The organism is Testudinibacter sp. P80/BLE/0925 (genome assembly GCF_053570785.1).
The window spans coordinates 811,233-836,285 of the sequence record NZ_CM131636.1; the positions used below are offsets into that span (position 1 = coordinate 811,233).

The 25,053-nt window shown below is 46.5% G+C and carries 21 protein-coding genes; 7 read left to right on the top strand and 14 right to left on the bottom strand.

Going from position 1 to position 25,053, the window contains the following annotated elements:
* The 10 genes from ACWA5Z_RS03940 to ACWA5Z_RS03985 all read right to left on the bottom strand — a co-directional run bounded on the left by ACWA5Z_RS03940 (position 1) and on the right by ACWA5Z_RS03985 (position 11,642).
* Positions 1-1,869, bottom strand: coding sequence for a TRAP transporter permease (locus tag ACWA5Z_RS03940; RefSeq protein ID WP_431054017.1), 1,869 nt, complete (start codon positions 1,867-1,869; stop codon positions 1-3).
* 26 nt (positions 1,870-1,895) lie between these two features.
* On the bottom strand, positions 1,896-2,885 hold the full coding sequence (locus ACWA5Z_RS03945) for a TAXI family TRAP transporter solute-binding subunit (RefSeq protein WP_431054018.1): 990 nt from the start codon (positions 2,883-2,885) through the stop codon (positions 1,896-1,898).
* A gap of 358 nt (positions 2,886-3,243) precedes the next feature.
* Positions 3,244-4,227 carry a tripartite tricarboxylate transporter substrate binding protein gene (locus tag ACWA5Z_RS03950; protein ID WP_431054019.1) on the bottom strand — a complete coding sequence of 328 codons (984 nt, stop codon included), beginning with the start codon at positions 4,225-4,227 and terminating at the stop codon, positions 3,244-3,246.
* A 21-nt stretch (positions 4,228-4,248) separates the two neighbouring features.
* Positions 4,249-5,748, bottom strand: a complete 1,500-nt coding sequence (locus ACWA5Z_RS03955; RefSeq protein ID WP_431054020.1) for a tripartite tricarboxylate transporter permease — start codon at positions 5,746-5,748, stop codon at positions 4,249-4,251.
* A gap of 12 nt (positions 5,749-5,760) precedes the next feature.
* Entirely contained in the window at positions 5,761-6,237 is a 477-nt protein-coding gene (locus ACWA5Z_RS03960) for a tripartite tricarboxylate transporter TctB family protein (RefSeq protein WP_431054021.1), read from the bottom strand.
* 47 nt (positions 6,238-6,284) lie between these two features.
* Positions 6,285-7,448, bottom strand: a complete 1,164-nt coding sequence (locus ACWA5Z_RS03965) for an iron-containing alcohol dehydrogenase (protein ID WP_431054022.1) — start codon at positions 7,446-7,448, stop codon at positions 6,285-6,287.
* A gap of 19 nt (positions 7,449-7,467) precedes the next feature.
* Positions 7,468-8,445 (bottom strand): hydroxyacid dehydrogenase, encoded by a 978-nt coding sequence (locus ACWA5Z_RS03970; RefSeq protein ID WP_431054023.1) that lies wholly within the window; start codon positions 8,443-8,445, stop codon positions 7,468-7,470.
* Positions 8,446-8,457: 12 nt separating this feature from the next.
* Entirely contained in the window at positions 8,458-9,333 is an 876-nt protein-coding gene (locus ACWA5Z_RS03975; RefSeq protein WP_431054024.1) for a dihydrodipicolinate synthase family protein, read from the bottom strand.
* A gap of 38 nt (positions 9,334-9,371) precedes the next feature.
* On the bottom strand, positions 9,372-10,367 hold the full coding sequence (gene pdxA / locus ACWA5Z_RS03980) for a 4-hydroxythreonine-4-phosphate dehydrogenase PdxA (protein ID WP_431054025.1): 996 nt from the start codon (positions 10,365-10,367) through the stop codon (positions 9,372-9,374).
* The gene (locus ACWA5Z_RS03985) at positions 10,368-11,642 is read right to left on the bottom strand and encodes a four-carbon acid sugar kinase family protein (RefSeq protein ID WP_431054283.1); all 1,275 of its coding nucleotides are present in this window, start codon (positions 11,640-11,642) and stop codon (positions 10,368-10,370) included.
* A 208-nt stretch (positions 11,643-11,850) separates the two neighbouring features.
* On the opposite strand from ACWA5Z_RS03985, the gene yqfB reads away from it, so the two are divergent.
* A complete protein-coding gene (gene yqfB, locus ACWA5Z_RS03990; protein ID WP_431054026.1) occupies positions 11,851-12,165 on the top strand; it encodes a N(4)-acetylcytidine aminohydrolase in 315 nt (104 codons plus the stop codon).
* A gap of 47 nt (positions 12,166-12,212) precedes the next feature.
* Here yqfB and tkt read toward each other — a convergent pair whose 3' ends face one another.
* From tkt to ACWA5Z_RS04010, 4 genes are all read right to left on the bottom strand, one after another.
* Positions 12,213-14,207: a transketolase gene (gene tkt, locus ACWA5Z_RS03995; protein ID WP_431054027.1), complete on the bottom strand. Its 1,995-nt coding sequence runs from the start codon at positions 14,205-14,207 to the stop codon at positions 12,213-12,215.
* A 130-nt stretch (positions 14,208-14,337) separates the two neighbouring features.
* A complete protein-coding gene (gene dusA / locus ACWA5Z_RS04000; RefSeq protein ID WP_431054028.1) occupies positions 14,338-15,312 on the bottom strand; it encodes a tRNA dihydrouridine(20/20a) synthase DusA in 975 nt (324 codons plus the stop codon).
* Positions 15,313-15,335: 23 nt separating this feature from the next.
* A complete protein-coding gene (locus tag ACWA5Z_RS04005; RefSeq protein ID WP_431054029.1) occupies positions 15,336-16,736 on the bottom strand; it encodes a chloride channel protein in 1,401 nt (466 codons plus the stop codon).
* A complete protein-coding gene (locus tag ACWA5Z_RS04010) occupies positions 16,726-17,082 on the bottom strand; it encodes a hypothetical protein (protein WP_431054030.1) in 357 nt (118 codons plus the stop codon). The genes ACWA5Z_RS04005 and ACWA5Z_RS04010 overlap by 11 nt, the downstream gene beginning before the upstream one ends.
* A gap of 34 nt (positions 17,083-17,116) precedes the next feature.
* On the opposite strand from ACWA5Z_RS04010, the gene rsmD reads away from it, so the two are divergent.
* The 6 genes from rsmD to ACWA5Z_RS04040 all read left to right on the top strand — a co-directional run bounded on the left by rsmD (position 17,117) and on the right by ACWA5Z_RS04040 (position 25,050).
* The gene (gene rsmD / locus ACWA5Z_RS04015; RefSeq protein WP_431054031.1) at positions 17,117-17,746 is read left to right on the top strand and encodes a 16S rRNA (guanine(966)-N(2))-methyltransferase RsmD; all 630 of its coding nucleotides are present in this window, start codon (positions 17,117-17,119) and stop codon (positions 17,744-17,746) included.
* 154 nt (positions 17,747-17,900) lie between these two features.
* Positions 17,901-18,479, top strand: a complete 579-nt coding sequence (locus ACWA5Z_RS04020; protein WP_431054032.1) for a restriction endonuclease subunit S — start codon at positions 17,901-17,903, stop codon at positions 18,477-18,479.
* Positions 18,472-21,669, top strand: a complete 3,198-nt coding sequence (locus ACWA5Z_RS04025; RefSeq protein ID WP_431054033.1) for a type I restriction endonuclease subunit R — start codon at positions 18,472-18,474, stop codon at positions 21,667-21,669. Before ACWA5Z_RS04020 ends, ACWA5Z_RS04025 begins: the two co-directional genes overlap by 8 nt.
* Before the next feature lie 8 nt (positions 21,670-21,677).
* A complete protein-coding gene (locus tag ACWA5Z_RS04030) occupies positions 21,678-22,712 on the top strand; it encodes a virulence RhuM family protein (RefSeq protein ID WP_431054034.1) in 1,035 nt (344 codons plus the stop codon).
* 23 nt (positions 22,713-22,735) lie between these two features.
* Positions 22,736-23,734: a virulence RhuM family protein gene (locus ACWA5Z_RS04035; protein ID WP_431054035.1), complete on the top strand. Its 999-nt coding sequence runs from the start codon at positions 22,736-22,738 to the stop codon at positions 23,732-23,734.
* Between the two features lie 80 nt (positions 23,735-23,814).
* Positions 23,815-25,050 (top strand): restriction endonuclease subunit S, encoded by a 1,236-nt coding sequence (locus tag ACWA5Z_RS04040; protein WP_449343191.1) that lies wholly within the window; start codon positions 23,815-23,817, stop codon positions 25,048-25,050.
* Positions 25,051-25,053 lie beyond the last annotated feature (3 nt).

Genomic DNA, 25,053 nt, shown 5'->3' on the forward strand with positions numbered 1-25,053 from the left:
TTAAGCAACTACTGGTTTTTTAGGCACGGCACTTTTCCAACACCAAAGTATCATGCCGAAAGCAAACAGCAGGCAGGTATACCAAAGTGCGGTACCGGAATTATCCAACACAATACCTAAGCTGATGGCCAAGAAGATTATGCGTTCAACCATATTCAGATTTTTCTTCATCCAACCTTGCAGGAAAATTGCCCAACATAGGGTAGCAACCAGCATTCCGAAGAAGGCGATTAAAATCATACCAATACTGCCTTGCCAGAGTACAACCGGATCGGTAATAAAGCTGAATGGGATTAGGAAAATCACGAGGGCATAAGAAAATGCGATCATACCGGTTTTGGACGAGTTACTATTGGCAATTGCCGCCGCGGCATAGGAACAGAGTGCGACAGGCGGCGTTACCATGGAAAGGACGCAGTAATACATTATAAACATATTGGCAGCCAAGCGATCGACGCCCAAATCGATTAACGCCGGTGCAAAGATTATCGCACCGATAATATAAGCGGCGACGGTTGGTAACCCCATGCCCATGATAATACAGCCAAAGATGACCATAATCAGTGATAAGTATAAATTGCCGGTACCGACTTCGCTTAAGATTTCAACAAACTTAAACGCGAGATTGGATTGGGTTGCCACGACCATGATGATACCGACCGAAGCCAATGGAACGGAAACCCAAGCCATCTGTTTTGCCGTATCAATAATTATCGGATAGATGGTTTTCAGACTATAACGGGTACTTTTACGTAATAACGGGGCTAATAGCGCAACGATGGAACCGACAAAGGCGGCATATGGTGCAGAATACCCGGCGATTAGCGCAATGATGAGTAATAGCGGTGAAATCAATAAGTGGATTCTTGGTAAGATCGGTTCGATTTTTAGTTCTTTGATGGAGATATTACCGACGCCGCTTTTTCTGGCTCGGAGGTCAACCATTACAAATAATGCAAAATAAAATGCCACGGCGGGAATTAAGCCGGCGGCAGCGATTTCCACATAAGGAATGCCTAGCATATCGGACATGACAAAAGCGGCAATCCCCATGATTGGCGGCATTAATTGTCCGCCGGTAGAGGCTATGGCTTCGGTTGCCGCCGCTTGCTCTTTGCTATAGCCGGAACGGGTCATAATCGGGATTGTTAGTACTCCGGTTGAGGTGGTATTGGCAACGGCGGAGCCGCTGACCATACCAAATAAGGCGGAGCCCAATAATGACATTTTGGCAGCACCGCCTTGTAGCGGCGCCGTTGCTTTCATTGCTAAATCAATGAAGACACTGCCGCCGCCGGTCATGGTGAATACACAGCCGAACATCACAAAGTAAAACACAAAGTTAATCGCAGTGCTGGCAGTGATACCGAATAAACCTTCGGTTTGCATGCTGATTAATTCTGTCATGGTATCAAGAGAAAATCCTTCGAAAGCCGTCCATCCCGGGAAATAGGGTCCAAAATACCCATAAAGTACGAAAATAATCACGACGGATAACAGTGAGAAACCTACTGAACGTCTTACCGCTTCGAATAACATCGCTAAACCGGCAACAAAAGCGAATTTATCCGCGAATAAAACATCATCGATCATTTCTAAACGGGATTCCAATCTTGGAATTGAAATATAGTAGTGGTAACAAATGTATAATGTTAACCCGATACAAATTAAATCAATTGCCCGCCCTAAATATTGGTTTTGTTTTAATTCCAATGGTCTGAAACAAAAAACTAAAGCAGTCGCCATATACACATGGATACTGGCAGCCGCCAATGGTGACATTGGCACAAAGAATTGCTGCAATAAAAATGTGATATAGAAAATCCCAAGGATGGAAGCTAATATCTTCAAAAAGAGATCATATTTCATATTGATACCTATAGATTAAAAAATGCTTATTTGATCCAACCTTGCTCACGGAAATATTTTGCGGCGCCCGGGTGTAATTCGAACCAAGCAGCATTTTGCGCGATTAATTCCGGTTTCCAATAATTCAACGGAGCATGAGCCTCTTTAAGTTGCTGTTGTTTTTCCACCAAAGCCTTGGTTACGTTATAAACAGTATCATCGGCAACACTGGCGTTGGTAATAAATACTGTTGCGCTGACCGGATTGATATAATCCTGTTCTTGCCCTTTATAGGTGCCGCTTGGCATGGTGCCGGTCGGCAATCCGACTTCAGCCAAGGCGTCCAATACATTTTGTGGAAATGGAATATATACGACATCATTTGTCAGGGTCATTTCGGTCAAATTCGGGTGCATGGCAGGCACATTATCGATGTAGACATCAATCGTATTGTCTCTTAGCATTTGGCTGGTTTGTCCGCTGCTGATTTGAACGACCTTACCTTTGGCTTTCATACTTTCAAAGTCTGTGCCCAGCGCTTTGAAAATAAAATCGGCAATGATCGGCACTTGGGAACCGGTCGGTTTGGTTGCAATGACCACTTTATCGGCATTGATAATTTTTTCTAAAGTATCATTACCGGTTTGTTCAACCCATGATTTGCGTGCAACAATGATGGTATAGGCCTCTTGCATATTGCCAAAAACCAAGCGTTGATCTTTATTTTGCTTGTCTTTATAGAGGTCGGTTAACCCGTCTCTCGCCCAAACAATTGCATTTGAGGTTGCGAATCCGAAATCGGCTTTTTTATCGTTAACTACCACCGGATTGGTCATGCCGCCCCCACGAGGAATTAACTTGATTTTATATTCATTATTGGTCGCTTCAGGCACTAAACGATTAAATGAGGTGCCATAGGTGTACCAGCCATTGCCCGGTGGTTGGGAGATGATGGTGGATTCAACACTGGCTTGGGCAACGCCGGTAAAGAACAGAGCGGTTAAGGCAATTTTTAGTGAATGTTTCAGTTTTAACATGGTCTGTATCCTCTAAATAAAATTAACTAAAAAAGTTGCGGGTAAAGTAATTGATTAAGAAAGGCGAAGTTTTTTCGAGTGAGCCCCCTTTTATGCAAAACTTGAATCATATTGATTTAATTCAATCAACTTATAGGGTTTTATACCCTATAATGATGATTAAATATGAGATCCAGCTCTCAAATAATCACAATGATTAAAATAAATCACATTAATGTGATGTAGATCTCTTTTTGTTGGCTTTACGTGTAAAGAGTGGAACAAAAAAGCGGACTCTGGTTAAGTTCGTGAGTGTGTATACTCGGCATGAAAATATATGCCTCCGGAGAATAAGAGGCATATATTAGAATAATAAGTGCTAATTATTGACTAGATCTTTATTATTTTCAAATAATTGAAGAGTGCTGTCTAAATGTTTGATCAGCTCTTGTGTGCCGACAAATGTCGGAGAAACACTATAAGCCTCTTCGGTTTTTTTCTGGAAATCCGGTTGTTCGGTTACTTTCTGAATGGCATTTGCCATTTTGGCCACAATTTCGTTATCTGTGCCTTTTGGAAAGCTTAAGAAGTAATATCTTTCTGCCAACCAGTCATATCCTTGTTCTTTGGCGGTAAGAACATCCGGGAACAGTTTGTTACGGTTTTTATTAATCACTGCCAAAGGAATAAAATCACCGGAATCAAAATAGGATTTCATTACGCCATAAGGATTAACGTTAATGTCAATTTTACCTGCCAGTAAAGCTGCATTTCTATCTGTTCCGCCACCGGCATCAACAATATTGAAGTCGACATCGGCTAATTGTTCAAACACTCTGCCTAGATAATATGAATATCCACCAACGGAAGAGGCATAAATCAGTTCACCCGGTCTTTTTTTGGCCTCGGTAACTAAATCATCCAAATTTTTCATATTGCTGTTTGCGTTAACGGCAATAACATATGAATCATCAACAATGGTCGCCGCTACCGGAGACAGTGCCTCGTGTGCTTGGGTAGCCGTACCAACCACTTTATTGGTTAACATCGATTCATGAAAGAATAAGGCGGTATAACCGTCTGGTTTGGCATTGACGACTTGTCGCATGCCGGCATTACCATTTGCGCCGGAAACATTATTAACAATAATAGTGACACCCAATTCTTTTTCTAAGTGGCTAGCCAGATTACGCGCATGGAAGTCTGTATCACCGCCGGCATTAAAGGGTACGATAATGGTGATATTTTTATTGGGCCAGCTATTAGAATCTGTAGAAGTCTCCGCATTTTTACTGTCTTTATCGCATCCAACGATAAACATTCCTAAAGCCGCGGTTATAAATAAACTGAATATTTTCCTCATGGTAAATCTCCTTGTGATATATTAGTTGATATGTTTTTTCTTTATTTGTGATCTGACGGCAAAAATAATAACGATAGCAGTCATGATGAAAAATGCTAATGCGATAGGTGCTCTGAAAAACTCAAAAAAATCCCCGCGGGAGAACATCAATCCCCGTCTTAAATTAACTTCGGCAAGCGGGCCGATAATAAATCCTAAAATAAATGGTGCGGCCGGAATAGATAATTTAAAAAATGTAAAGCCGATCACGCCGAATAAGACGGTTGCCCAAACATCAAAGAAATTATTTCTCACCCCGAAAGCCCCGATGATACAAAACAGAAAAATAGCAGGTAGTAAGAAATGTTTTGGGATAGCCAAAATTTTGGTGAAAAGGCGCAAACCATAAAATTCCATTAAAAACATGATAATGGCACCGACAAACATCGCAACAAAAATAGTATAAACAGTGCCTACATTTTCAGTAAACATCAGTGGTCCGGGCACAATACCGTGTAATGTTAATCCGCCAAGTAAAATGGCGGTAACGGTATCTCCGGGAATACCCAGTGCCAACAAGGGTACCAAAGCGCCGCCGATAGCAGCATTATTCGAAGATTCGGATGCAACCAAACCGTCCATAATTCCGGTGCCGTATTTTTCAGGATATTTGGAGGTCGATTTGGATACGGTGTAAGCCATCACATTGGCTGCACCTCCTCCGATACCCGGTAAAATACCGATTGCGGTGCCTAATGATGAACAGAGCAAGAAGTTTTTTATTTGCCCGAAAAACTCTTTGATTGAGAAACCAAGTCCTTTGACAATTTTAATTGCGGCAATCACCTGCATATTATTTCTTTCTGTTTTCACCGTGTCTGCTTTGGAAATAATTTCGGTTATTGCAAATAAACCGATTAAAACCGGTAAGACATCAAAGCCATAGGCGATTTCTTCCGAACCAAAAGTAAAGCGATTAACCGATGAAATACTGTCCATGCCTACGGTTGCAAACATACACCCCATTAATCCGGAAATAAGCCCTTTCCAAATATTGTCTCCGGATAAGCCAACCAGCATACTTAATGAAAATAATGCAACGGCAAAATACTCATAAGCACCGAATTTTATCGCGATTTTAGCCAATATTGGTGACAGGAAAACCAAGACAACCGTTGAAAAAATAGTACCTAGAAATGAGAAGGTAACGCCAACACCGAGAGCTTTGAACGCTTGACCTTTTTTGGTCATGGGATAACCGTCGAAGCAGGTTGCTATGGATGATGGCGTGCCGGGAATACCCGCTAAGATTGCAGTAATTAATCCTCCGGAAATACCGCCGATGTAGAGTGCGATTAATAAAATGATAGAGGTATTCGGATCCATCGCATAGGTAATCGGTAAAAATAGGGCGAGCGCCATGGTGGCAGATAATCCGGGGACAGAACCAAAGATAATGCCAATAAACACTCCGCCTATCATACAGATCATTCCACTGACAGTTAATAGGGTGGAAAATCCTTGTAATAATAAATCATACATAATTCATTTCCTTTAGAAGAGAATACCGGATGGCATAGTTAAGTTTAAATAATGACTAAATAAAAAATTGGCAATGATTGGCAACATAATAGAAAATATAATGTATATCCATAATCTTTTTTGAATATAATCCGGTGTCAACATCAGGGCAAGGAAAAAGAGAAATGGCATGGATACCAAAACAAACCCTACGTATTGAATCAAAAGAATATAAACAAATATCAATGCCAATATGGCAAAAATTCTTTTCCAATCCGCTTGTTTTTTCTCTTTTTTTACCGGGCTATCTTTTATTTTAATATAAGATGTCAGCATTAATGCTATGGAGGTTATTAATAATAAACCGCCATAAATTTTAGGCATAAAATCTGCTTCTACACTGACAACATTCTTCGTGTTGATAAAAAATGAGCTGATCAAATACAAAATAGCCACGAAGAAAAAGATAAACCCGGCCATAAAGTTTTGGTTTGAGAAATATTTTTTCATATTTCCTCCTAGTACAATATCAGCATTGTTAATATTTTAAACAGCGGTTATAGTAACTTTTGATAAATGGCTAAAATATCGACTTTAGTCATCTCCCGCGGATTATTATCCAATAAGCGTCTGACCTTAAATGCCGAATCCACCAATTCATCTAAGATTTCTTCATTAATTCCGACCGCACTTAGATCACATTTAATCTCTAAATCGCGGATTAACGCATACAGCTCGTCAATCATCTTTTCAGCCGCTTGCTGTTGTGTGCAGCCTTGCAAATCTAAGCCCATTGCTTGTGCAACGTTAGCAAATTTTTCGGTACAAACCGGTAGATTGAATTTCATCACATCGGCTAATAAAATCGCATTGGATAGTCCGTGTGGAATATGATATTTACCGCCGAGCGGGTAAGAAAGCGCATGTACCGCCACGGTGCTCGACGTTGCAATGCAGGCACCGCCTAAAAACGAGCCTAGTAACATATTTTCACGCGCGGTTATATTTTTTCCGTCATTGAACGCAGTGCGGATATTTTGTGCAATCAGTTCAATGGCTTTTAACGCGAACATATCGCTGAACGGGCTGGCTTTTTTAGAGATATAGCATTCGATGGCATGACACAACGCATCAATACCGGTGTTGGCGGTAATGCTTTTCGGTAAGCCGAGCGTCAATTCCGCATCTAAAATGACGCTGCTTGCCACCAATTTTTCATCGACAATCCCGATTTTGAGTGCTTGTTCCGTATCCAATACAATTGAGTTTTGGGTCGCTTCGGAACCGGTTCCCGAGGTTGTCGGCACCATTAAGGTTGGCAGACTGCGTTGGATAAATTTTTTCTGGCCGGAGGTCACTTTTTTTAACGAAATATCCTGATTACGTAGCATTAATGCGACCAGTTTTGCCGTATCCATCGCACTGCCGCCGCCAATACCGATCACCATATCCGCATTGAATTTCACCGCTTCATTGAAAATATGATTGACCGCTTCCAGCGGCGGCTCCGGTGGTACATCGCTGATAATATGCACGGCAATGCCGGCTTGTTCTAGAATCCGTTGCGGCTTGGCGGTTAAACCGGCTTTAAACACACCGGTATCGGTAATGAGCACTACGTTTTTTGCGTTATAGCCTTGGGCAACGTCGGCGATTTGTGTGATAGAACCTGCGCCGCCGATTACTTTGCTTGGATTAAATAAAGAATAAATACCTGACATTTTGTTGTTTCCTTGTTGTTTATTTGTTCCATCTCGGATGGTTATACACTTCCGGATTACAAACGTTTTCCCAACGTTCACCGTTGAGCACCGCAAGTACGCCTTCGGCTGCCATTGTTGCCACTCCGGAAGCCGCCTCTTTGGTTTGCCCTGCCATATGTGGCGAAACGGTGACATTATCTAATTCAAATAACGGGGCGGTGGTGTCTACCGGTTCAGAAGCAAACACATCCAAACCTGCGCTATGGATCAGCCCTTTTTCCAAGGCGACGGTTAATGCCGCTTCATCAACTACCTCGCCTCTGGCACAATTGATCAGAATCGTGTTCGCCGACATCCAGTCGATCTCTTGTGCGCCGATTAAATTGCGTGTTTCGGGAGTGAGCGGTACGTGAATGGAAATGACGTGAGATTGCTTGATGGCTTCATCTAACTGAGAACAATAGAAGTAACCTTCTTTTTCAATGGTTTCCCGGCTCACAAACGGATCATAAACTTTGACTTGCATCCCGATTGCGCTCGACATCTGTGCCAAAATCGAACCGATCCGACCATAACCAATCAGCGCCAATGTTTTGCCGTTCAGTTCATAGGCTTTGTAGCTGCTGCGAATAGCAAAATTGCCTTTGCGCATTTCTTTATCAGAGCGGATCAAATCCTTTGCGCAGGCAAACATCAGGGCAAAAGCGTGCTCCGCCACGGATCGCGTGTTTGCGCCCGGCGCAATCACGACCGGAATCCCCAGTTCGGTTGCGGTTTTAACATCAACATCATCAACTCCGACACCGGGTCTGCCAATGACTTTTAAATTCTTTGCTTGCAGCATGGTTTGACGATCAATCGAACCGATCCGGATAATCAAACCGTCGGCATCGAGTAACTCCGGCAGCATTGCCGCCGGAGAGCCATCATTAGTAATCGCAATTTTCGTATTCGCTTGTTCTAAAATTGCCATGCCATCATCGTGTAAGCGATGGGAAATAACGACTTTTTTCATTGTGTTTCCTCGTTATTCGTACAATTTAAAGACTGCTTGCAGTGCCTGATCAATGGTTGGATTTGCGCAGTTTGACGGTTCCCGTGCCGGGCCGACATTATGACCGCGCAGTTGCGCCGCGCGTTTCACCACTGAGTTCGGATTGCCCATTTGCATTACGTTACGGAAATCACGGATTTTTTTCTGTGACGTATTGGCTTTTTCGAAATCGCCTTGTTTCCAGTATTCGTAGATTTCAACCATCAGTTCCGGGAAAACGTTGGAACAGCCGCTGATTGCGCCGGTGCCCCCAGCCAGTAACGTCCAAAGAATCGAGGAGTCATTGCCCGCCATCACGCTTAAACGCGGATCAGTATTCTCAATGTATTTCAGTGAATTATCGAAGTTTCCGCTGCTGTCTTTGATCCCGATGATGTTGTCAAATTCAGCCAGTTTTTTCAGGGTTTTATAGTCGATATTGTTGCCGGTGCGTGCCGGAATGTTATACAGCAGAATTGGCGCCGCCACGTTTTTCGCAATAGTGCTGAAATGACGATATAGGTCATCTTGTGAAACCGAGACAAAATAAGGCGAAATAATCGACAGGACATCGACACCTAAATCCATTACTTGTTTGGAAAATTCGATCGTTTCTTTGGTGGTGACGCAACCGGTGCCGACATAAACCGGCACGCGACCGTTAACCGCTTCGATTGCGGTTTTGATCACGTCCAATTTTTCTTGCCGGTTAAAGGCGTAAAATTCGCCGTTGGTACCCAACGGAAAAATCCCGTGAATTCCGGCGTTGATCAGATATTCAATAAATTCTTTATAAGCACCCGGATTAAATTTTTCGTTTTCATCTAAACTGGTTAAAACGGGAGCGATAATGCCTTCTGGTTTAAACATAATAATTTCCTCATGTGATTTAACATAACTTGTTGTGATTAGGCATATTTCACATTTGCCATTTTGGCGCCTAAATAGAGTGCTTCGGTCATGCTGCGACTATCGGCAATGCCTTGACCGGCAATCGGGAAGGCGGTGCCGTGATCAACCGAAGTGCGGATAAACGGCAAGCCGACCGAGACATTCACGCCGCTATCGAAGCCTAATAATTTGAGTGGGATATGACCTTGGTCGTGATACATCACCACGACAATATCGAACTCATTCAAATTCGCCGCGCGGTGGAATACCGTATCCGGCGCGATCGGCCCGATCACATTAATGCCTTGCGCTTGCGCTTCTTTCACTGCCGGTGCGATCTCTTTTTCATCTTCGTCGCCAAACATGCCGTTTTCACCGGCATGCGGATTCAAACCGGCAACGGCAATTCTCGGTTGTTTGAAACCGAGCATTTTGATATTTTCATCGGCAAGCTGGATAACCTTCATCACGCGCTCTTTTTTCACCAAATCACAGGCTTGGCGCAGTTGGATATGGGTGGTGACGTGAATGACATTCAGTTTTTCGCTGGCTAACAACATGGAGAAATCTTTAGTTTTGCTCAGATAGGCGAGAATTTCGGTATGACCGGGGAACATTTTTCCACCGGCGTGTAACGCCTCTTTATTCAATGGAGCAGTGACAATCGCATGGATTTTGCCTTGCATGGCATATTCAACCGCTCTTTCGACATACTCGTAAGCGGCTTTTCCGGCGCGGGCATCCACTTGGGCGAACGGCAAATCTGCCGGTAAATTATCCAGATCAATCATATCAATGGTGCCGAATTCACTTTTGGTATCTTCGATCTGCTCAATCACCCGCAGTTTTAAGGCAGAGTGAACAATTGCTAAGGCTCTTTGCATGATTTTTTTATCACCGATCACAACCGGGCGAGCCAATTCATAGATTCTTTTATCTTCCAAGGCCTTAATGATCACTTCAGGGCCGATACCTGCCGCGTCTCCCATCGTAATGCCTAATACTGGTTTCATTTAACGCTCCTTATTTGGTGTATTCCGAATAAAATTAATGACTTTCTCAAAAACGCCCGGGGAACCGAATCCCCCGGCTTTGGTGATGATCGGGATGTCGTGAAGTGCGGTATGCGGCAAATAGCCGAATGGCACCCCGCTTTCAATCTCTCCGGCGATACGGTAGTGTTCCGCCTGCAACGCTTGCGCCACGCCAATCGCAATATCGCCGCCGGTGAGAACCAAGCCGGCAAGGCGGTGGTCGATTCGTTGTAACGTGGTGTTTACTATGTCGGATAATAATGAGCAAATTCGCTCACCCAATTGTGCCCTGGTTAACGTCAGTTGTTTGCATAACGCGTTGATACCTTGTCGCGCTTGTTGGCTGCTGTCGGTTTTGAACAGGACGGTTTGCTTGTCGGTAAGTTGTGCGTAAAGTTGATCGATTAGCCGACTGCGATAGCCGTTATCCGTCAAAAGCGGTTCTATTTTGACTTCAATCAACTGTGCCAAATTCCGCTCCAGCAGGTATTCGGCTTGCTTCGCACTAGCCTCACTCATTGACGCGACCACAAACAATAGCGCGGAGCTGTCGACGTATTCACGATAGAGCGTGTCGGGCAAAAAAGCAGCTAATCCCGACGAACCGGCGATAATATATGATTCATCTATTTGCTTGATTATATTGCTGATTAATGCAAAATCTTGATTTTTTTCCGCATCGAAAGTGAACAGGCATTGCGTGGATTGCGCCATCTTTTGCCGCAGATAATCCATGCAGTCAGCACTTCTTAACATTTCCAATTCTATTTCAATAATCGGAAGTGCGGTCTGGCTGGCGAGAATTTCACTCACGCGCGAAGAATAAATCGGCGTTTTCGGATCGGTTGCGAATTCGGTGTCAGTCAGCGGTACGCCGGCAAGATAGCAGATACCGTTTCGTACCGTTCTTCCGGCGTCGGGTAATGCCGGACAGAAAAAAACCGCCTGCCTGCCGGAGGCATTCAGCGCCGCTTCTAGCTCGGCACCGACATTGCCGCGCAGGGTGGAATCGGTTTTTTTATAAATTGTGAGTGCGGCGGTTTGGTAAGCCGCAACAACCGCACTTACCCGTTCGGCGGCTTGCTGGCTGCGGAGTGCACGGCTGTCGGTATTGACAACAATCACATCGGCTTGTGCCGGGTGGCCTTTGTTTTGCCAGTTTAATGCAACATCGACCGTGGCTTGCTTGTTGCAAAACTGAACGCCGGTATCATTGGCTCCGGTAAAGTCGTCTGCAATCACCAACATTTTCATTCTGCTCAATCGCCTCATTTGTTTCTGGATGTGAAGGATTATAGCGAGAACATCCGGCTAAAACTTTGTGCCAGATCACAAATTTGATTATTTGCAATCTTTTTGATTTAAAATAATCAAATATTATTTTTTTAAGTATGCCTTATAAGTTTGTTTTTCTATTGGATTCTGCATAAAATATAACAATCTATTTTTATCGGAACCCCAAATGACACCAACCCAAATCACCTTTTTCGAACGTTTTGAAACCAATATTCTCAACGGCAGTAAGACCATTACGATTCGCGATCAGAGCGAAAGCCACTATCAGCCGAACTCGGTGGTTGATGTGTTGACTTACGAAAGCCAACGCTGGTTTGCACAAATTCGGATTCTGTCCGTCAATGCCATTCGTTTTGACGAATTAAACGAAGAACACGCCCGGCAGGAAAATATGACGCTGGAGGCGCTGAAAACGGTAATCAGCGAAATTTATCCTAATGAAACCGCACTTTGGGTTTTAGAGTACGAATTGGTGAAATAAAAAAATCCCTGCCGAACAGCAGGGATCTCATTGTGATTAAGGCGAAATTATAAAATTTCTTTCGCTTTCGCCACCACGTTTTCCACGGTGAAACCGAACAGTTTGAACAGTTGATCGGCCGGAGCGGATTCGCCGAAGCTGTTCATGCCGATGATACGGCCGTCGAAGCCGACGTATTTGTACCAGAAATCGCTGATACCGGCTTCGATTGCCACGCGTTTGGTCACCGCACTTGGCAACACCGATTCACGGTAAGCGGTATCTTGCGCGTCAAACACGTTGCTGGACGGCATTGAAACCACGCGTACTTTTTTACCTTCCGCGCTCAATTGTTCCGCTGCTTTCACCGCCAGTTCCACTTCAGAACCGGTGGCAATCAAGATCAAATCCGCCGTGCCGTCGCAATCTTTCAACACATACGCCCCGCGCGCGACGTTGGCTAGCTGTTCCGCATTGCGTTCCATTTGCGCTAAGTTTTGGCGGGTGAAAATCATTGCACTCGGGCCGTCTTTGCGCTCAACCGCCGCTTTCCACGCAATTGCCGATTCCACTTGGTCGCAAGGGCGCCAAGTTTGCAGGTTCGGGATCAAGCGCAATGCGGCGGTTTGTTCGACCGGCTGGTGGGTCGGACCGTCTTCGCCCAAGCCGATGGAATCGTGGGTGTAAACGAACAGCACGCGTTGTTTCATCAATGCCGCCATACGCACAGCATTATGGGCGTATTCCATAAACATCAGGAAAGTTGCGCCGTAAGGAATGAAACCGCCGTGTAAGGCAATGCCGTTCATGATTGCCGACATGCCGAACTCACGCACGCCGTAGTTGACGTAGTTGCCATCCACGATATTGGCGCGGATCGGTTTTGAACCCGACCATAAAGTTAAGTTTGAACTTGCCAAGTCGGCTGAACCGCCTAAGAATTCAGGCAATAATGGCGCAAAGGCTTCAATCGCGTTTTGTGAGGCTTTACGGCTGGCGATGGCGGCAGGATTGGCTTGCAATTTTTCGATAAAGGCTTGTGATTCCGCCGCCCAGTTTGCCGGCAGATCGCCGTTCACGCGGCGTTTGAATTCTGCGGCTAATTCGGGATAAGCGGCTTGGTAAGCGGCGAATTTTTCATCCCAGGCTTTTTCCGCCGCTTGTCCTTTGGCTTTTGCGTCCCACTCGGCGTAAATCTCGGTAGGGATTTCAAATGCCGCGTGCGCCCAGTTTAATGCTTTGCGGGTTAAGGCGATTTCTTCGTCACCCAACGGTGCGCCGTGGCTGTCGTGGGAGTTGGATTTGTTCGGCGAACCGTAACCGATAATGGTTTTACAGATAATCAAGGTCGGCTTGCCGGTTTCCGCTTGCGCTTGTTCAACCGCACTTTTCACCTGTGCCGCGTCGTGTCCGTCAATCGCAGGGATTACTTGCCAGCCGTAGGCTTCGAAGCGTTTCTGCGTGTCGTCGGTGAACCAGCCGTCAACATGACCGTCAATCGAAATATTGTTGTCGTCGTAGAAGGCAATCAGTTTGCCTAAGCCCAGCGTACCGGCAAGAGAACAGGCTTCGTGCGAAATCCCTTCCATCAAACAGCCGTCGCCCAAGAAGACATAGGTGTGGTGATCAACGATGTTGTGACCGTCACGGTTGAATTGCCCGGCTAAGGTTTTTTCCGCCAGCGCCATACCGACTGCGTTGGTGATCCCTTGTCCCAACGGACCGGTGGTGGTTTCCACGCCCGGTGCGTAGCCGTATTCCGGGTGTCCCGGGGTTTTGGAATGCAGTTGGCGGAACTGTTTTAAATCGTCGATCGACAAATCATAGCCGCTCAAATGCAACAGGCTGTAGATCAACATTGAGCCGTGTCCGTTCGACAGCACGAAACGATCGCGGTTTGCCCAGCTTGGGTTGGTCGGGTTATGCACTAAAAAATCGCGCCATAACACTTCGGCAATGTCCGCCATGCCCATCGGTGCGCCCGGGTGTCCGGATTTTGCTTTTTGTACGGCGTCCATACTTAAAAAACGGATCGCATTTGCCAATTCTTTGCGTGAAGCCATGTGATTCTCCTGTTCAAAATAGAAATAATTATTTGCCAAAAAATAGTTTGTTGAGTTTACACCAATCTGGGGATAAATGTGGATAGATAATCTCAATGACTTAAATTTCAAAAACTTTTTGTGATCGATCTCACACTTCTTCGACCAATGAAAGTGCGGTTTCGACCACCTCAACGCCGGCACCTGTTTTGTGCGCCTTTTCGCTGAGGTAACGCCGCCATAGCTTGGCGCCTTTGCAGCCTTGAAATGCCCCGACCATGTGCCGCGTGATATGGTTTAAATGCGTGCCGGCGCTCAGTTCTTTTTCAATATACGGCAACATTTTTTCCACCGCCTGACGCGGGGTCACCACCGCACTTTGCGGATCGAACAACGTTTGATCGATAAATCCGAGCAGACTTGGATTTTGGTAGGCTTCGCGCCCGACCATCACTCCATCGACAAACTGCAAATGGCGTAACATTTCGTCAAGGGTTTTAATCCCGCCGTTAATGGCGATTTTTAACTGCGGAAAGTCGCGTTTCAGTTGATAAACCCGTGCGTAATCCAGCGGCGGAATTTCACGGTTCTCTTTCGGGCTCAGCCCCGACAGCCACGCCTTGCGCGCGTGAATGGTCAATTCCTGACAACCGGCTTGATTTACTTTTTGTACAAAATCACACAGAAAGTCATAACTGTCGAGATTATCAATCCCAATCCGCGTTTTCACCGTCACCGGAATCGAAACCGCACTTTGCATTTGCGCCACGCAATCCGCCACCAAATCGGCTTTTGCCATTAGGCACGCGCCGAAAAAGCCGTTTTGCACCCGATCCGACGGGCAGCCGACATTCAGATTGATTTCGTTATAGCCGTATTGTTCGGCTTTTTGCGCACAAAGTTTGAGCTGCGCCGGATCACTGCCGCCCAATTGTAACGCCACCGGCTGTTCGCCTTGATCGTAAAGCAGGTGATCGTATTTGGCGTGAATAATCGCACCGGTGGTAATCATTTCGGTGTAAAGCAACGCATGGCGGCTGAACTGGCGGTGAAAATAGCGGCAATGGCGCGTGGTCCAGTCCAACATCGGGGCGACCGAAAAACGGGCGCGGTAGTGAGTGTGCATAAAGTAAATAAATATCCTGTCGTTTAAGTCGGTTGATTGGTTTGCGTGACGGCGGCGGCTTTGTTGCTCTCTTCTTGAATCCGTTGCCGAAAGCGGCTGGCGGCAAGATGGTAAAACGGTTTCGGGCAGAACTGGCGCGAAACCAACGACGCCAATAAGCAACACACCAGCAACCAAAATAGCACCGGCTGGCTGCCGGTCATTTCCATTACCACCACACTGGCGGTGACCGGTGATTGGGTTGCCGCCGCTAAAAACGCCGCCATGGAAAGCAAGACTAACAAGCGTTGATCGACTGCGCCGCCGGTCATTTCCCAAATTTGTGCCCCCAAAGCCGCGCCGGCGGTCAGTGCCGGGGTGAAAATCCCGCCGGCGATCCCTGCCCAATAGGTTGCCACCGTGGCAAATAATTTGGCAACGCCCAAGCCTTCGATAGACAACGGTGCGTTATGTAATAAATGGGTGACCACATCATAACCGGTGCCGTAGGTCGCGCCTTTCGAGTAACTGCCTAATGCAGCCAAAACCACTCCCAGCAGGGCGGCGATCCATAACGGATGGCGCCGAATCCAACCGCGCCAACGCGCAGGGGAATATGTCGCCAAACCTTTCGCCAATAAGCGGGCAAAGATACCGCCGAAAAAGCCGCATACGGCGGCACAGAGTAAGACCCAAAGATACAAGTGCGGTACGTCCGTGGCGCCGCTGTACTGCGGAAAATAGGGATTGTTGCCCATCAACGCCACTTGTATAAAGCCCGTCGCCAAGACGCCGAGCAGTACGAGCCGTTCCCAACGCAGCAGCATTCCGCGTCCCAGTTCCTCAATCGCGAAAATCACGCCGGCTAGCGGCGCGTTAAACGCGGCAGCCAAACCGCCCGCCGCCCCGGTTGCCATCAATTCGTTGCTGCTTAAGCCTTTGAATGCCAAATTGTGTTTACGACAAAAATTGCCCCATGCCAACATCACCGCCGCGCCGACTTGAACCGACGGCCCTTCGCGCCCGACCGAAGCACCGATCAACATGGCGAAAAAGGTGAGCGGAATTTTCCATAAGGTTTGCCCGAAGGCGACTAGGCGGGTTTTGTTGCCGCCGTGCGGTAAGGAAATGCTGGCAATCACTTGCGGAATGCCGCTGCCGGAAACATAAGGGGTGTACTTGGTGGTGAACCAAGCGAGCGTGACCATGCCGAGCGGCAACAGCAGCCAGACCAATAACGGATATTTTGCCGCCCAGTGGGCGTTCCATTCCAACCCTAATTCTGCCAATAACGCAAAGCCCAATGAGAACAACGCCACCCAGCCTGCACCGATCAACAGACAGGCAAATTCCACGCTTTTACGCGACAAACGCCAAGTTTGATGCGTTTTATGCCGTAGATAAAACCGCACTTTACGCAGGAAATGAGAAAAATTAGGCAACATGGGATTTTTTCAGCCGATTGAATAAAGCTAAATTATAACTGAAAAACCGGTAAGAAACAGTGCTAAAAGCACAAGTGCGGTATGGGATAAGCAAAACCGCACTTGGAGATGGGTGGAATGTCGCTTTAATGGCAATTTTTACTGTTGTCGCAGCCGCAACATTTATCACAATTCGGCAGGGCGGATTTTTCCCCGGATAAACAATGGTTGCCGCAATAATCAAGGTAACCAGAATAGATTCAAACATTTTTTTGAAACATTCGGTGCCGGGTACTCGAATTTTAACGGCTGTTTGAAAAATCAGCGGCTCGATAAGGAAACATCCCTTTTTACGGCGAAATGACATACACTATTGTCATTCTGTTATAAGGAACGCCATCATGAAAAAACCGCAAGCCAACGCGTTTAACGCCATCAAAAAAAGCCAGGGCAAACCACCCGCCAGTAAAAACAAAGGCGAAGTGCGGATCATCGCCGGTCTTTGGCGCGGGCGTAAATTGCCGGTGTTGCACAGCCAAGGCTTACGCCCGACTACTGACCGAATTAAAGAAACGTTGTTTAACTGGCTAATGCCGTATATCGTCGGCGCACGTTGTCTGGATTGCTTTGCCGGCAGTGGCAGCTTGGGTTTTGAGGCATTATCGCGCCAAGCAAGTGCGGTTCAATTTTTCGAATTGGGCAAAGCCGCTGCCAAGCAGTTGCAGCAAAATCTACAACGACTGGATTGCAGCAAGGGTTTAATCCAACAAGGCAACACCCTGCAACTGCTCGCCAATGGCAATCCGCATGCGCCGTTTGATATTGTGTTTCTCGACCCGCCGTTTCAACAAGGGTTGCTTGCGCCGACTTTAGAAGCATTAAACCACGGCAATTGGCTGGCTGCCGACGCCTTGGTTTATGTTGAAAGCGAAAAGCAACTGGGCGAGATTAATGTACCGCCAAATTGGCAACTGCTGAAAGAGAAAATCGGCGGCGAGGTGTGTTTTCGGTTGTATCGGAATGGGATATAAAAAATAGTAATGTAATCAGAAGGCATTTTTCAATATTATACGATCACCATTTTTGTAATTTCAAAAAACTACAAATAAAAAGATTGACTGCATAAGATGAACGGCGTATGCTGATTTTAATTTGTAATTAATTAAAATCACTTTTTGGTTTGACATGAAAAAACTCAGCGATTATGTGCAATTCGGTAGCGGCTCGCCTCAATTCCGGGTTACGGAATCAACAGATAGCAGCGCGCCGGTGTACATCTGGTATGCCCAGCACCATCTTGCCGCCGATTTGTCCGGCATGGCGACGATGCCGTCTGAAAGCAAAAGCGTTGCCACCTTCGACAAGGTTTGTCTGCTGGCTAGCGGAGATGTGGTGTTCAGCCTGATTTCCGGCAAAGCGGCAATGGTTGGTGAGCAACATGGCGGCATGATTCAAACGCAAAATTACATCAAGCTGCTGCCCGAACAAGGTCTGGATGCCGCATTTTTGGTGTATCTGTTGAATGAAAACCGCCACATCAAAAAGCAATGGGCAGCGGCTTTGCAGGGGTCAAGTGTGTTGAAATACACCTTGGCGCAGCTCAAAGCCCTGACCCTGACCGCACTTCCCCCTTTGGAAAAGCAAAAAATCATCGGCAATATTTACCTGATGCAGCAGCGCCTGCAAGCATTGAAACAGCAGGCAGCCGAACGGCAGACCCAACAGATTAATCTCTTACTGGCAGGAGCAAGCGAGCATGAATGAACGCCAATTTGAAACCGAACTGATCCAATATTTGAGCCACGGCGTGATCCGCCGCCCTGAGAATGCCAATACCATTGCCGAGCCGCAGGCGGAATATTTTGCCACCAAACGCTGGCGTTATCACCCCGAAATCAAAACCACCGAAGATTTATGGCAGAACTTCAAAAAGATTCTCGAACAGCACAACCAAAATACGCTGGAACACCCGTTGAGTGTAATGGAATTCAATCAGGTGAAAAAGATTATTTCCGATTTGTATACACCCTATCAGGCAGGGCAATTCCTCTACGGCATGAACGGCGTTTCACAAATCGAGATTGATTTGGATGACGGCCGTCATGTTTTTTTGACCGTGTTCGACCAAAAACAAGTTGGCGCAGGCGACACCGTCTATCAGGTGGTGAATCAAATCCAACGTCCGGCACGCATCAACGGCAAGCAAAACCGCGTGTTCGACACCACCTTGCTGATCAACGGCTTGCCGATTATTCAGATTGAAGAAAAGCGCGACACCCTCGATGTGAACGATGCCCTGAACCAGATGCACCAATATATCGATGAGGGGCAATACCGCGATATTTTTTCCACTCTGCAAATTCTGGTCGCCCTCACGCCCAACAACGCCAAATACATGGCAAACACCACTGTCGACAAATTCAACAAAGATTTCGCCTTCAACTGGCAACACCGCGACAGCAACGCCATCGTGCGCGATTGGCGTGCTTTTGCCGATGCCATGCTCAGTATTCCGATGGCGCACCAAATGGCAACCAATTATATGATTTTGGACGGCACTAAAAACAAGCAAATGCTCAAAGTGATGCGCCCGTATCAGGTGTATGCCACCCAAAACATCATCAGCCGTCTGAAACAAGTGGATTTCGAATTCGGCAACAACAAGGTCGGCTATATCTGGCACACCACCGGCAGCGGCAAAACCATCACCAGTTTCAAAACCGCCTGGCTTGCCAGCCGTATGCCGCGCGTGGACAAAGTGGTGTTTGTGGTCGACCGCATTGCGCTCACCCGTCAGACCAGCGAAAACTACCAAGCCTACGATCCCGACGGCGATGTCGGCGAATTGGTGAAAAGCGGCGTGGTCAAAGACACCAACAACACCAGCGATTTGAGCCGCAAGCTCAAAAGTAAGGGCAACGACATTATCGTCACGTCGGTACAAAAACTTGACACCCTGATCAAACGCAAGCGCTTTGTCGCGCCTGATAAAAACATCGTTTTTATCGTCGATGAAGCGCACCGCTCCACCGGCGGCGACAGTTTCAAAGCAATTCAGGCAGCCTTCAAGCGTTCCGCCTGGATCGGCTACACCGGCACGCCGATGTTTGACGACACGACCAAAGGCCTGCGTACCGAAGACATTTTCGGTCCGTTACTGCATGCTTACACCATTCGCGAAGCCATTGCCGACCGCAATGTGTTGGGCTTCAAAGTCGATTTTGAAACCACCATCGACGAAGTGCAGATGAAAAACAAATACCTGCCCGAATTTTATAAAGTGCGGTATCCGAAATGGAGCGAGCAGCAAATCGCCGACAAAATCGCCAACCTAAGCCAAGAAGATATGGACGATGCAGTCGAGTCGAGCTTTTACGACGAAAATGCCGACCATGTGAAGCTGGTGGTGGCGGATATTTTCAAAAACTGGCGCAACCGCTCCAACGACGGCAAATACAACGCCCTCTTCACCACCCACGTCGGCGGCGGCAAAGCCAGCACGCCGATGGCAATGATGTATTTCCGCGAGTTTCAACGCGTCAACACGGAAAACCAAGCCGCCGGATTGCCGACCCTGAAAGTGGCGGTCACCTTCAGCCTCAATACCAGCAACAACGACAGTATGCTTGAAAGCAACCGCGGTTTGCATGAAGCGATTGAGGCATATAACCGGCAATTCGGCACTCAATTTGCAATGGACGATGTGGCGCGCTACACCCAAGATGTCACTAGCCGTCTGAATAAATCCGCCGCCGACAAGCAATTTCTCGATTTGGTGATCGTAGTCGATCAACTACTGACCGGCTTTGACGCGCCCGAACTTAACACGCTTTATGTAGACCGCACTTTGAAAGGTGCGGGCTTAATTCAAGCCTATTCGCGCACCAACCGCATTGCCGACATGAAAGAAAAACCGTGGGGACGCATCGTCAATTACCGCTGGCCGGCGCACAATGAAAAGCTGATGAACGATGCGCTCGCCATCTATGCCAACAAGGATTCGGCGATTCTCTCGCCCGACGAGCAGCGCCAAAGCAACCAAAAAGACGGCTTGCTGGCAAAGCCCTTTCATGAAGTGTTGGCAGAGGTGAAAGCCACCGTGCAAAAAATCGGCGGAATGACTGACGATTTCAATCAATTACCGCCGTCTGAAAAAGCCAAAGAACAAATGGTCGATTTGCTGCGCGACTACAACAACGGCATGTCCAAACTCAAGCAATACAACCCCGAAGCAGGCGAAATCGGCTTTGATTACGACCAGCCCGATGTCTTGCTCGCCGCCTTGGGCATCACCGCCGAGCAGGAAAAAATGCTCACCACCGTGCTGGCAAACGAATTGAAACAGCACTTGGCAGAGAGTAAAAAAATCCCGCTGCACCAAATCGAATTGCGCATGACCCATGTGAAAGACGTCAAAATCGATTACGACTACCTCACCGCGCTGGTCGAGCGGCTGCTCAACGAAGTGCACGAACAGAAAATGGCAGAAGCCGAGCAAACCCGCGCCGAAATCACCCGCTTTGCCAATGGTTTGGAAGATCGTGGTTACGCCAGCACCATCATCCATGCCGCCACCGCCATTTTCAACGGCAGCTACCCGACTGAAGCCGACAACATCACCTATCCCGTGCGCAACCTGCAATCGAGCGAACAGATTATCCAGGCAGCCAGCAATGTCAGCCTCGACCGCACTTTCCTCGATTTCCGGGTGAAATGGGGCATTACCGACATCATCAGCAGCGCACAAATGCGCGAACTGTTTTCCAAACACCAATACGGCGTGCAAGACCTCGACGGCAACGGTCAAATCCGCGACCTGATTGCCGAAGCGCGCAAAGACTACCGTACGTTGGCGCACGACCAAACAGTACAACAATTAAGCAAAATCCGTTACGGCAACGATTTACGCGCGGCGATTTACGAATTGGCAGACCGCATGACGGAACAGCACTAGGGAAAACCATGAACGAAATGCAGAAAGACAACTTCATTATCTACAACACCGACGACGGCAAAAGCAACGTAGCCTTGTTTGTGCAGGGCGACAATATTTGGTTAAGCCAAGCCCGGCTTGCCGAACTTTTTGACACCTCCGTGCAAAATATCGCCTTGCACATCAAAAATATATTGGAAGACAAAGAGTTAAATGAGTTTTCAGTTATCAAGGATTACTTGATAACTGCCACCGATGGCAAGCAATACAAGGTAAAGCATTATGCCTTGGAGATGATTTTGGCGGTCGGATTCCGTGTGCGTAGCTCCAGAGGGGTGCAGTTCCGCCGTTGGGCAAATCAGCATTTGCAAAGCTATCTGCAAAAAGGCTTTTTGATTGACAGCGAACGTTTGAAAAATCCGAATGGCAGACCGGATTACTTTGACGAACTGCTTGAACAGATTCGCGATATCCGAGCCAGCGAAATGCGGTTTTATCAAAAAATCCGTGATCTGTTCAAACTGTCGTCAGATTACGACCCCGGCGATAAAGCCACCGAGATGTTTTTTGCCGAAACCCAAAACAAATTGCTGTATGCCGCCACAGGCAAAACAGCGGCAGAGCTGGTGTGCAGCCGTGCCGATGCCAATCAGCCCAATATGGGTTTGCAGGCATGGAAGGGCAAAGTGGTTCGCAAAGGCGACATCATCATTGACAAAAACTACCTCAATGCCGATGAAATCGACACCCTAAACCGCTTGAGCACCATCTTTTTGGAATCCGCCGAATTGCAGGTGAAAAACCGCCGTGATTTAACCCTTGCCTATTGGCGCAACAATGTAGAGCAATTATTGGCATTTAACGGCTTTGAGATATTGGCAGGCAAAGGCTCGCGCAATCGCGAGCAGATGAAATCACTGGCAGCCGCCCAATACGAACTATTCGATACCGCCCGCAAACAATGGCAGGCAGCACAAGCCGAAGCGGAAGATGTCATATTGCTGGATGAAGTGCATAGCGAATTAAAAAACCGTTTGGTTAAAAAAACGGACAACGTGAATTAAATGCAATGATGAGAAAATGTTAAATGAGCAACCAAATTATTATTTACAACACCGAAGACGGCAATGCGGCGATTTCTCTGCGCTTGCAAGATGGCACGGTATGGCTGAACCAACTGGAAATCGCCGAGCTGTTCCAAACCAGCAAGCAAAACATCAGCAAACACATCAAAGCAATTTTTGCCGATGGGGAGTTATCTGAAAAAGTGGTTGTCAACTATCAGTTGACAACCACTGCTCACGGCGCAATGGCTGATAAAGTTCAACGAAAACAAGTTGCCTACTACAATCTCGATATAATTTTAGCCATCGGCTACCGCGTGCGTTCGGTGCGCGGCGTACAGTTCCGTCACTATGCCAGCAATGTATTGAAAGACTATCTGGTTAAAGGCTTTGCCATGGATGACAGCCGTTTGAAAGAATTGGGCGGCGGCGGGTATTTCAAAGAGCTGTTGGCTCGGATTCGAGACATTCGCTCCAGTGAAAAAGTATTTTATCGTCAGATCTTGGATTTATTCGCCACCAGTCAGGATTATGACGGCAAAAGCGAAACTGCCAAGCAGTTTTTTGCTACTGTGCAAAACAAAATGCACTACGCCATTCATCAACACACCGCTGCAGAATTGATTTATTCCCGCGTGGATAATGATCAGGATTTTATGGGGCTGACCACCTTTAAAGGTGAGCTACCAACACTGAAAGAAGCCAAAACCGCCAAAAATTATCTCTCCGAAAAAGAACTGAAAGGGCTGAATCAGCTTGTTTCCGGTTATCTGGATTTTGCCGAACGCCAAGCCGACAGAGAGATTGCCATGACCATGCGAGACTGGATTGCCCATGTTGATACTATCCTGACCGCCACCGGCGAAACGCTTTTAACCGGTAAAGGCAATATTTCCCATCAGCAGATGGAGAAAAAAGTGGAAGCAGAATATCAAAAATTCCAAGCCAAAACCCTCAGCCAAGTGGAGCGGGATTATTTGAGCAATTTAAAAATTTTGGAAAATGCCGTAAAAAAAACATAACGTAGGGTGGGTCTTGACCCACCAATTAACCACAATGATTTTGAAATGGTGGGTCAAGACCCACCCTACATGGAGTAACAATGAACACAAAAAACAACGCTGTGCCAAAACTACGCTTCCCCGACTTCACTGACGCTTGGGAACAGCGAAAGTTGGGGGATGTGGCGGATATAGTGCGAGGGGCTAGCCCACGTCCTATACAAGATCCTAAATGGTTTGATGACACAAGTAACGTTGGTTGGCTGAGAATATCTGATGTAACAGAGCAGAATGGGCGAATCTATCAATTAGAACAACGAATATCAAAATTAGGGCAAGAAAAAACACGCGTTTTGACCGAACCGCACTTGCTATTAAGTATTGCGGCGACGGTTGGCAAGCCTGTTGTGAATTACATTAGTACAGGTGTACACGATGGTTTTTTAATATTTCAAAATCCTAAATTTGAACGTGAATTTATGTTTCAATGGTTAGAGATGTTTAGAAGTAATTGGCAACGATATGGTCAGCCTGGAAGCCAGATAAATTTAAATTCAGATCTTGTTAAAAACCAGGAAATATTACTGCCAACTATCGCCGAACAAACCGCCATCGGCAACTTTTTCAAGCAGCTGGACGAGGCTATCGCTTCTCATCAGCGTAAGTATGAGCGAATGAAAAAACTCAAGCAAAGTATGCTGCAAAAAATGTTTCCGAGAGACGGAGAGGCATTTCCGGAGCTTAGATTCCCGAATTTTACGGACGCTTGGGAACAGCGAAAGTTGGAATTGCTGGCAAGTTTTACTAAAGGGAATGGTTATTCTAAAGGAGATTTAACCAATAAAGGATTTCCAATCATTTTATATGGCAGACTTTATACTAAATATCAATCAGTAATTAATGAAGTTGATACTTTTGTTTCCAATATATTGAGTTCTACAATTAAAAGTAGCGGTAAGGAAGTTATTGTTCCTGCATCTGGAGAAACGGCTGAAGATATTGCTAGAGCATCAGCTGTTATAAAACAAGATGTTATTTTAGGTGGAGATTTAAATATTATTACTCCTTTACCAATTATTAATCCTATTTTTTTAGCTCTAGTGCTTTCCTATGGGAGGCAACAGAGAGATTTAGCTAAATGCGCTCAGGGAAAATCTGTTGTTCATTTAAGAAATAATGATTTGAAAGAAGTAAATCTGATATATCCCACTCTTGCCGAACAAACCGCCATCGGCAACTTTTTCAAGCAGCTGGACGAGGCTATCGCTTCTCATCAACGTAAACTGGAACATATGCAGACCCTGAAAAAGGGCTTGTTACAACAAATGTTCGTATAAACA